The following is a 9,071-nucleotide window of genomic DNA, read 5'->3' as shown; positions in this document are numbered from 1 at the left end:
GGCCCTAATCCAATAGATCGCGGATCACACCATCGGCCAGCAACCGGCCATCCAGCGTCAACCGCACCCAATCGGGGTCTATCTCGATCAGGCCCCGCTCGGCCAGCCCCGACAAGCGTTGTTGCTCGGTCGCGGTCAAGACCTCGACCGGCAGTCCGTCGGAGAGCCGCAACTCGAGCAGCACCCGCTCGACGCGGCGGGTCTCGGCATCTAGTACCTCCCGCGCCTGGGCCGCACTGTTGCCAGCCGCCAGCGCCGCCGCATAGCGCCCGGGGTGCCGAAGATTCCACCAGCGGACGCCGCCGACATGCGAGTGCGCGCCCGGCCCGATGCCCCACCAATTCGCGCCCGTCCAGTAAGCCATGTTGTGCCGGGCCCTGTGCCCGCTATCGCGCGCCCAATTGCTCACCTCGTAGTTCTGGAAGCCAGCAGCGGCGAGTGTGGCCTCTGCCATCAGGTAATCGTCAGCCTCTTCATCGTCATCGACAGGCCGGATCTGACCGTGGGCGACCTTGCGAGCCATCGCCGTGCCCGGTTCGATCACCAAAGCGTAGGCAGACACGTGGTCGGGGTGCACCGAGCACACCGCATCCAAGCTGGTCTGCCAGTCTTCAGTGCGCTCCCCCGGTGTGCCATAGATCAGGTCGAGGCTGATCTGACCGAATCCTGCTCGCCGGGCCATCGCAACGAGTTCGAGGGCGCGACCGGGCGTGTGCACCCGGTCGAGTGTCGCAAGCACGTGCGGCACAGCTGACTGCATACCGAGGCTCAGCCTGTTGATGCCGCCGGCAATCAGGCTGTCCAGTTCGGCAGGGCCGATTGTTTCGGGATTCGCCTCGGTGGTCACCTCTGCGTCTGGTTGAAGCCCGAAGCGATCGGAGATATGAGCCAGCACACCGGTCAACTGAGATGGCCTCAATAGTGTCGGCGTACCGCCACCGAAGAAGACGGTCTCTACGGCGGGCGCTTGATCACCCAGCACCCGGGCCGCCATATCGATCTCGGAGTGCACCGCCCGAAGCCAAGCGTCCGGGCCGGCGTCGGCGCCCAGCTGGTCGGCGGTGTAGGTATTGAAGTCGCAGTAGCCACAGCGCACCCGACAGAACGGCACGTGCACGTAAAAGCTCAGCGGACGAACCGGCAGCGAAGCGAGCGCAGACGCCGGAAGCGACCCATCGGTGGGTGCGGGTTCTCCAGGCGGCGGCGCAGAGGGCATACAGCGAACTATGCCACCGACCCGAAGGGGTTTCGTGCGCCAGCGATCCCCGACCTAACCATTAAACATTGGTTAGGGTAACCTACTCTCATGAGCGAAACTTCAATCACCGAATCAGCCGTCGTCCTCGGCATCAACGCCGACCTTCCGGTCGTCCGCGAGTCGACCACATCACGGGTCATCTTGAACAACCCGCTGATCCGAGTTGTCGACTTCACATTCGACACGGGTCAGCTGCTCACCGAGCACGCTTCTCCGCGGGCTGTGGTGGTGACGTTGCTGGACGGCGAGATGGACTTCGAAGTGAATGGCGAGTCGCACCTCCTGCATCCCGGCGACATGGTCTATCTGGCCCCAGATGCGCGCCACGCTCTGACCGCGGTCACTCCTTGCCGGCTGCAACTCGTGATGGTCGATGCCAAGGCACAACTCTGACAACAGCTTCAAAAGAAGGGACGATCCTATGACCGAAACCGACTACTCAGACAATGCCGGAGGCCCCACGACATCCGAAGAGCATCGGGCCGCCGGCCACTGGCTGCTGGCGAAGATGGGCAAGCGGGTGCTGCGTCCGGGCGGTATCGAATTGACCCGCCGGCTACTGGGGGCGCTCGGCATCGGTACGGGCGACCGGGTTGTTGAGCTCGGTCCCGGCATCGGACGCACCGCCCAGTTGGTGCTGGACGGTAGCTATGCCAGATACATCGGCGTCGACCCGAATGCGGACGCCAGACAGCAGATCGCCAAGGTGCTGACGGGCCACCACGATGCCGCAGTGGAAGAAGGCGATGCCCGCGCCAACGGGCTGCCCGACGGCTGCGCCGATGTGGTGATCTCCGAAGCCATGCTCACCATGCAATCGGCCGCTGACAAGTCGAAGATCGCTCACGAGGTCTTTCGCACGCTCACTCCCGGTGGACGTTGGGGTATGCACGAGCTCTCCTTGAAGCCGGACGATGTCGATCAGTCCGTGGTCGATCAGGTTTCCAAGGCACTGTCGCGCACTATCAAGGTAGGTGCTCGTCCACTCACCACCAAGGCCTGGACCCAGCTGGTCACCGAAGCCGGCTTCGAGGTCGAATGGACCGGTCACAACCCGATGAAACTGGTCGACCCGACCAGGATCATTGCCGACGAGGGGCTGCGCGGGGCGTTGCGGTTCTTCAACAACGTGCGCCGCAATCCTCAGGCAAGACAGCGCATCATGGCGATGCGCAGAGTCTTCCACGCCAACCGGGACCACCTGGAGGCAGTAGCATTGGTGGCGCGAAAGCCCGTCTCCACCGAAGCGGCGCCGACCGAGACCGATCCGAAGCTCGAGTGAATGCGGGTCCGGCGGGCCCGTGATCTGAGGAATCCCCGACCTCGAATCGCTGCGGGCCCGTCACCGCTTGTCCTTGCCTGACCCTTCGCCGGTCGACAGCGCCGCGACGAAGGCCTCCTGGGGCACCTCGACGCGCCCCACGACCTTCATCCGCTTCTTGCCTTCTTTCTGCTTTTCCAGCAGTTTGCGCTTACGCGTGATGTCGCCGCCGTAGCACTTGGCGAGCACGTCTTTGCGCATCGCGCGGATGGTCTCGCGGGCGATCACTCGCGCCCCGATGGCCGCCTGCACCGGTACCTCGAACTGTTGACGTGGAATGAGTTCCTTGAGCCTGGCGGCCATGGCCAGGCCGTAGCTGTACGCCTTGTCCTTGTGGACGATGGAGCTGAACGCGTCCACCGGCTCGCCGTTAAGCAAGATGTCGACCTTGACCAGATCGGCCACCTGGCTGCCGGCCTCGTCGTAGTCCAGCGACGCGTAACCTCTGGTCCGCGACTTCAATGCGTCGAAGAAGTCGAAGACGATCTCGGCCAGCGGCAGTTCGTAGCGCAGTTCGACACGGTCCTCCGACAAGTAGTCAAGACCCTGCTGAACGCCGCGACGGGTCTGGCAGAGTTCCATGATGGTGCCGATGAACTCGGCCGGGGCGAGAATTGTCGCCTTGATGACAGGCTCGTGCACCTCGGCGATCTTGCCCTCCGGAAACTCCGACGGGTTGGTCACTTCGTGCTCGGTGCCGTCCTCCATCACGACGCGATAGTTCACGTTCGGCGCGGTGCTGATCAGATCGAGGTTGAATTCTCGCTCCAACCGCTCGCGGACGATCTCCATGTGCAGCAGGCCGAGGAAGCCGACCCGGAACCCGAAACCGAGCGCGGCAGAGGTCTCCGGTTCGAAGCTGAGCGCCGCATCGTTGAGTTGCAGCTTTTCCAGGGCCTCCCGCAACTCCGGGAAATCGTCGCCGTCGATCGGGTAGATGCCCGCGAAGACCATCGGATTGGGGCTGCGGTAACCGGCCAACATTGACGACGCGGGCTTGGTCGCCAAGGTGACGGTATCGCCGACCCGCGACTGCCGCACATCCTTCACCCCGGTAATCAGGTATCCGACCTCGCCGGTACCCAGACCGGACGACTTGACCGGCTCGGGCGAGATCACGCCGACTTCGAGCACCTCATGAGTGGCTGCGGTCGACATCATCAAGATACGGTCGCGATGGCGGATCTCGCCGTCCACGACCCGAATGTAGGTCACCACGCCGCGATACGCGTCATAGACGGAGTCGAAGATCAGCGCCCGCGCGGCGGCGCCCGGCTCGCCGGTCGGGGCGGGCACCTGAACGACGATCTGGTCGAGTAGTTCGGAGACGCCTTCGCCGGTCTTCGCACTGACCTTGAGTATCTCATCCTTGTCGCAGCCGATGATGGACGACAGCTCGCGGGCGAACTTCTCCGGCTGCGCGCCCGGCAGATCGATCTTGTTCAGCACCGGGATGATCGCCAGATCGGCCTCGAGCGCCAGGTAAAGGTTGGCCAGCGTCTGGGCTTCAATGCCCTGAGCCGCGTCCACCAGAAGCACGGCGCCCTCACAGGCGGCCAGCGATCGGGAGACCTCATAGGTGAAATCGACGTGCCCTGGGGTGTCAATCATGTTGAGCACATAGTCGTTGCCATCGGATCGCCAGGGCATCCGGACGGCCTGGGACTTGATGGTGATGCCGCGCTCGCGCTCGATGTCCATCCGATCGAGGTACTGGGCGCGCATCGCCCGCTCGTCCACCACGCCGGTCAGCTGCAGCATGCGGTCGGCCAGTGTCGACTTGCCATGGTCGATATGGGCGATGATGCTGAAGTTGCGGATGATGGCCGGGTCGGTGCGACCAGGTACAGGTGCAGGCATTCACTTTCCAGTCATGCTTGTCGGGAGCTATGGGCGCGATCGGCGCCGCCGCCCATCCTCCCACGCCCGAGGCCCTGTCCCAACTCCCCGGCCGCGTGCACAGATTCGAGGCACGAGCGCCGCTCAGAAGGGTTCGGACACTTCGGCCGACTATCCGCGGGATCTCTTGAACCCCTGGACGCTCAGCACTCCCCCGATGCCGACCAGGCCGCCGCCCACGATACGGGCCAACAGCCCGACCAGCCACCAGCCGTACGCGTTCAGCAGCATCCCCCGGATCGCATTGCCCATGAAGAAGTTCTCCGAACGCAACTGATGAAGCCGGCTGATCTTGCTGGCCAGATCGTATTCGGTCTCGGGATCTTGGATTTCCATCCTGGCCAGACCTGCGATCTCACCTGGCCCCATCTCGGGATGGTTGGCTTTGAGCTCGGCTTTCAGTTGATCGTTGAGTTCGGACGCCAGATCGCCGACGCCCGCGTAGGTGGCGCGGTCCTCGGGGACGCCGGCCCGCTCGGCCGCGACCTTCATATGTGCCAGTACATAGTTGTCGGCGTAGATCCGGGCCTGCGGCCCGTTGCTGAGGGTCTCTCCGGCGTGCGCGCTCAGCCGCTCTGCGTCGTCCGGTGCGATCAGACCGATCTTCAGTTCGCGAGCGATCACCTGGGGCCCGGGCATCGTGATGTCCTCGGAACCCAGCTGATCGGCGACAAAACGGTGAGCGAACGAACCGCCGATCAACGCGCCGACACCGACCACCGGCAGCACTACCCCGAATACCCGGGACAGTGCCTTGTATACGGAATCTGTCATGGCTCCCCACATCGACGAAAGGCCGCTTCTCGCATTCTAGAGGTACGACGAAGGGGACGAGCCGACGGGCTCGCCCCCTTCGATGCACCTTTTCGGCGCGTGATTCGTCGATCAGGCGCCGGCGGCAGCTGATCCGACCCCGGCCTGTGTGCTCTTATCCTTCAGGACGAAGCCCAGGGCGAACAGCGCGACGCCGCCAACCAGCAATACCCAGCCGGCAATCTGCGCAATGGTGCCGACCAGCCACCAGCCGTACGCGTTCAGCAGCATTCCGCGCAGGGTATTGCCATCGAGGAAGGTGTCCATCCGCAAGGCCTGCAGCGTGGCGGCCTGCTTGGCGTTCTCGTAGCTGGTGTCGGGGTTGGCGATCTCGGCGGCGGCCTTCGCCGCGATCTGCGCGTCAGTGGCACCCGCATTCTCGGGCAGAGCCTTCAACTCTGCCTTCAGATCGTTGGTGTACTTCGTTACCAGGCTACCTATGGCGCTGTAGTTGGCCTGGTCGTCGGGCACGTTGGCAGCCTTCGCCGCCGCAGCCATGTGGGCATGAATGTAGTGATTGGCAAATGCCTCGGCCTGCGGACCCGTGGTCATCTCTTGCCCGGAGTACGGGCGCAAAGCCGAAGCATCGTCGTCGGTGAGGCGTCCGGCCTGCACCTGAGCATCGAGGCTCTCGTTGGTCGGCATGGTGATCGCCTGGTCTGCCAGTTGCTCGCTCACGTAGCCGTGTGCGAAGTTCCCGCCGATCAGCGCTGCTACGCCGAGGATCAGGAGCAGCGCCCCAACGATTTTCGAGAGGGTTTTATAAACTTGAGTCGCCATCGCTGGTTCCTTTGTCTCAAGATGCGGCTTGTCCGTCAGGCGAGCCGGCCCTGGCGGCCTCGCGAGGACCGGAATTCATGACGAACAAATTTGTTTGATTCTCAATAGTTGGATTCTAAATGGTTGAACTCGCACAGACTTGTTCATCACACGGTATTCGGTCGCGCGTTTCACTACGCGCTGAACCCGGTCAGATTGAATGCCACGTCGACGGGTTTGAGTCCCACAGGCCGACTGTGGTAGCGTGACCAGTCGCGCGTTCAACCAGGCTTCAGCCCGATCTCGCGCCACCCAGTTAAACCAACGACTCAAAGAGGCTCACCAAGTGGCGAACATCAAGTCGCAGAAGAAGCGCATCGGCACAAACGCCAAGGCAACTGCTCGCAACAAGGCCGTCAAGTCGGCCCTGCGTACCCATATCCGCAGGTTCCGCGAAGCCGCTGCAGCTGGCGATGCCGAGAAGGCACAGGAATACGCCAAGGCAGCAAACCGCGCCCTCGACAAGGCTGTTTCGAAGGGTGTCATCCACAAGAACCAGGCAGCCAACCGCAAGTCCGCGATTTCGTCGCGCGCTGCGGCAGTCTGAGTTCCACAAGCTCTTACCGGCTTTCCGGCAAGCGCCCTGACCCGACTGGGTGGTCAGGGCGCTTGTCGTGTTGCATTCGTGTCTCGCGTCCGCGCCTGGATACCCTTTCACCGGCGCCACATCTGTGTCTAGGGCCTGCGTCCAACCTGGCGGGCCTGGTTGATCGTGAGCAACATCTGCTCGAGCGCGAATCCGGGATCGGCGGCGGCGCCCTTGACCTGTTCGTCGGTGTGCGCGACAGCGCGGATGGCGATCGAGACGGCCTGGGGCGACCAGTCGCGAGACAGCCGCGACAGTTCCTTCAGTTTCCACGGAGGAACCCCCACCTGTCTGGCCAGGTCGTTGTCCGACATGCGTGCCGAACGTAACTCCAGGTACTTGCCCAGGCCCCGCAGCGAGCCGGCCAGCGCGCTGGTCACCAGCACCGGCGCCACCCCAGTCGACAATGCCCAGCGCAGCTTCTCCAATGCAGCCCCCGGACGACCGGCCAGCGCATCGTCGGCCACCGCGAAGCTGGTGACCTCCGCTCGTCCGGCAAAGTAGCGGCGCACCATGGACGCGCTGACCTGCTCCCCCTCGTAGTCGGAGGCGAGTTGCCGGAGCGCACCCGTCAGCGCGCGCAGGTCCGTCCCGACCGCGTCGATGAGATCTTGTGAGGCTTGGGCGTCCAAGCTCATCCGCAGCGATCTGGCCTCCGCCGCTACGAACTTGGGAAGCTCCCAGGCCTTGACCGGATCCGCGGTGACGCGGGTCACCCTTGCCTTCTTCAGCGCGTCGATCAGCCCCTTGCCCTTGACGCCACCAGCGTGCACGAGCACCAGGCAGAGCTCGGGAAAGGGATCCAGCGCGGTCTGTCTCACCAACGGGAGCGCCTGTTCGGGCAGATCCGCAAGCTCGTGGACCACCACGACGGCCCACGACGCGAAGAGGCTGCCACCGATGAGGTCGGCGAATCGTCCATCGCTCAACTCCGCGGCAGCGATCTCGGTCAGTTCCGCGTCCGGATGCTCACGTCGAGCCTGGGCGACGCGCTTGGCGACGGCTCGCTGCGAGAGCAGGGCCTCAGATCCCTGGACGAGCAAGGTGCTGCCGAAAGCCGATGATTCTGCCACTGCTCCATCGTGCCATCTGCTGCCGACGAACTGGCACCCAAGCCCTGGCGCGGGCGTAATCGGCAGCTGGCCGACGCTGGCGGTCAGGCAAGGCAACCGGTGGCAAGAAGCTCCGCACGCTGGTCGAGCCCGACAGCGGCCGTCTAGAGTCGTGAGCCAGGATTACCTCTGAGGAGACAGCATGACGATTGGGAAGTACTCTCTCGGCACGGGCGACCGCTTCGGCAAAGAAGGCGCTGCACAGGTCGCCGCATTCGAGAAGATCAGGGCAGATGGCGTCGAAGTCGACATCGTCTGGAACAAGTCCAACCGCGAGCACACCATCATCGGTACCTCACCCTCAGACCAGCGGATGGCCGCTGATCAGGCTGTCGCAGCGACCGGTTGGCAAGGCCAGTACTTCGTCGATGCCGACCACATCAACATGACCAATGCGGATTGGTTCATCGACGCGTGTGACTTCTTCACCATCGACATCACCGAACTCATCGGCAAGGCCACCACACCCGAGAACGCTGCCGCCTTCCTCGAGCGCGTGAAGCCGCTGCTGGGTGAGCACGACATTCCCGGGCTGGACGCACCGATCGTGGTGACCGAGGACGTTCTTGACAAGCTGGCCAACCGCTATCTGTACGGTCTTGAGGACGCCAAGCGACTCTATGACCGCGTCGTCGAAAAGGGCGGCTCGGTCCGGCACGTCGAGTTGGCCATGGACGAGTCTCCTGAGCGTCAGGGCCCGGCAGACCTGCTGGTCATCCTCTCCGAGGTCGCGCACGAGCAGCTTCCGATCGACACCGTCGCGGTGAAGTTCGTCGGCCGCTTCAACAAGGGCGTCGACTATGTCGGCGACGTGGACGAATTCCTGACCGAGTTCCGTGCCGATGTCGCGGTCATCCAGTACGCGATCAAGAAGTTCGGCCTGCACGAGAACCTCAAGCTGTCGGTGCACACCGGCTCCGACAAGTTCTCGATCTATCCGGGCATGGGCCAGATTGTTCGCGAGCTGGACACCGGGCTGCACCTGAAGACCGCCGGCACCACCTGGCTGGAGGAACTCATCGGCCTGGCAGAAGGCGGCGGCCAGGGTCTGGAGATCGCCAAGGAGATCTACCGCACCGCCTACGGCATGCTGGACGAGCTCACCGCGCCGTACGCCGATGTCATCGACATCGATCCGGAGGGGCTACCGGGCCCCGACGAGGTCGATGCGTGGACCGGTAAGCAGTTCGCCGACGCCCTGCGCCACGACCAGCTGAATCCGGCTTACAACCTGAACCTGCGTCAGCTGCTGCACGTCTCGTT

General features: G+C 63.7%; 9 protein-coding genes. 4 read left to right on the top strand and 5 right to left on the bottom strand.

The genetic code is table 11. The annotated features are described in order from the left end of the window. Positions 1 to 4 precede the first annotated feature (4 nt). Positions 5 to 1,216 carry a radical SAM family heme chaperone HemW gene (hemW, locus tag AAFP05_RS02110; protein ID WP_341728200.1) on the bottom strand — a complete coding sequence of 404 codons (1,212 nt, stop codon included), beginning with the start codon at positions 1,214 to 1,216 and terminating at the stop codon, positions 5 to 7. 90 nt (positions 1,217 to 1,306) lie between these two features. On the opposite strand from hemW, the gene AAFP05_RS02105 reads away from it, so the two are divergent. Together AAFP05_RS02105 and AAFP05_RS02100 are read left to right on the top strand one after the other, a co-directional pair. Next, the gene (locus AAFP05_RS02105; RefSeq protein ID WP_341728199.1) at positions 1,307 to 1,651 is read left to right on the top strand and encodes a cupin domain-containing protein; all 345 of its coding nucleotides are present in this window, start codon (positions 1,307 to 1,309) and stop codon (positions 1,649 to 1,651) included. A 28-nt stretch (positions 1,652 to 1,679) separates the two neighbouring features. Further along, complete coding sequence (locus AAFP05_RS02100; protein WP_341728198.1) at positions 1,680 to 2,540, top strand: class I SAM-dependent methyltransferase; 861 nt, start codon at positions 1,680 to 1,682, stop codon at positions 2,538 to 2,540. 60 nt (positions 2,541 to 2,600) lie between these two features. Here AAFP05_RS02100 and lepA read toward each other — a convergent pair whose 3' ends face one another. The 3 genes from lepA to AAFP05_RS02085 all read right to left on the bottom strand — a co-directional run bounded on the left by lepA (position 2,601) and on the right by AAFP05_RS02085 (position 6,071). Further along, a complete protein-coding gene (gene lepA, locus AAFP05_RS02095) occupies positions 2,601 to 4,439 on the bottom strand; it encodes a translation elongation factor 4 (RefSeq protein WP_341728197.1) in 1,839 nt (612 codons plus the stop codon). A 150-nt stretch (positions 4,440 to 4,589) separates the two neighbouring features. Beyond that, entirely contained in the window at positions 4,590 to 5,252 is a 663-nt protein-coding gene (locus AAFP05_RS02090) for a hypothetical protein (RefSeq protein WP_341728196.1), read from the bottom strand. Between the two features lie 111 nt (positions 5,253 to 5,363). Continuing rightward, positions 5,364 to 6,071 (bottom strand): hypothetical protein, encoded by a 708-nt coding sequence (locus AAFP05_RS02085; RefSeq protein ID WP_341728195.1) that lies wholly within the window; start codon positions 6,069 to 6,071, stop codon positions 5,364 to 5,366. Positions 6,072 to 6,396: 325 nt separating this feature from the next. Here AAFP05_RS02085 and rpsT point away from each other — a divergent pair, with 325 nt between their 5' ends. After that, entirely contained in the window at positions 6,397 to 6,657 is a 261-nt protein-coding gene (rpsT, locus tag AAFP05_RS02080) for a 30S ribosomal protein S20 (protein WP_341728194.1), read from the top strand. 128 nt (positions 6,658 to 6,785) lie between these two features. Here rpsT and holA read toward each other — a convergent pair whose 3' ends face one another. After that, positions 6,786 to 7,769: a DNA polymerase III subunit delta gene (holA, locus tag AAFP05_RS02075; RefSeq protein WP_341728193.1), complete on the bottom strand. Its 984-nt coding sequence runs from the start codon at positions 7,767 to 7,769 to the stop codon at positions 6,786 to 6,788. Between the two features lie 181 nt (positions 7,770 to 7,950). Here holA and AAFP05_RS02070 point away from each other — a divergent pair. Further along, positions 7,951 to 9,071: tagaturonate epimerase family protein (locus AAFP05_RS02070; protein ID WP_341728192.1), on the top strand; the 1,121-nt coding region annotated here is incomplete at its 3' end.

The sequence above is a fragment of the Brooklawnia sp. genome (genome assembly GCF_032229645.1).
Taxonomy (GTDB): domain Bacteria; phylum Actinomycetota; class Actinomycetes; order Propionibacteriales; family Propionibacteriaceae; genus Brooklawnia.
The sequence above is the reverse complement of the archived record's forward strand: the minus strand, read 5'-3'. Positions and strand labels throughout refer to the sequence as shown.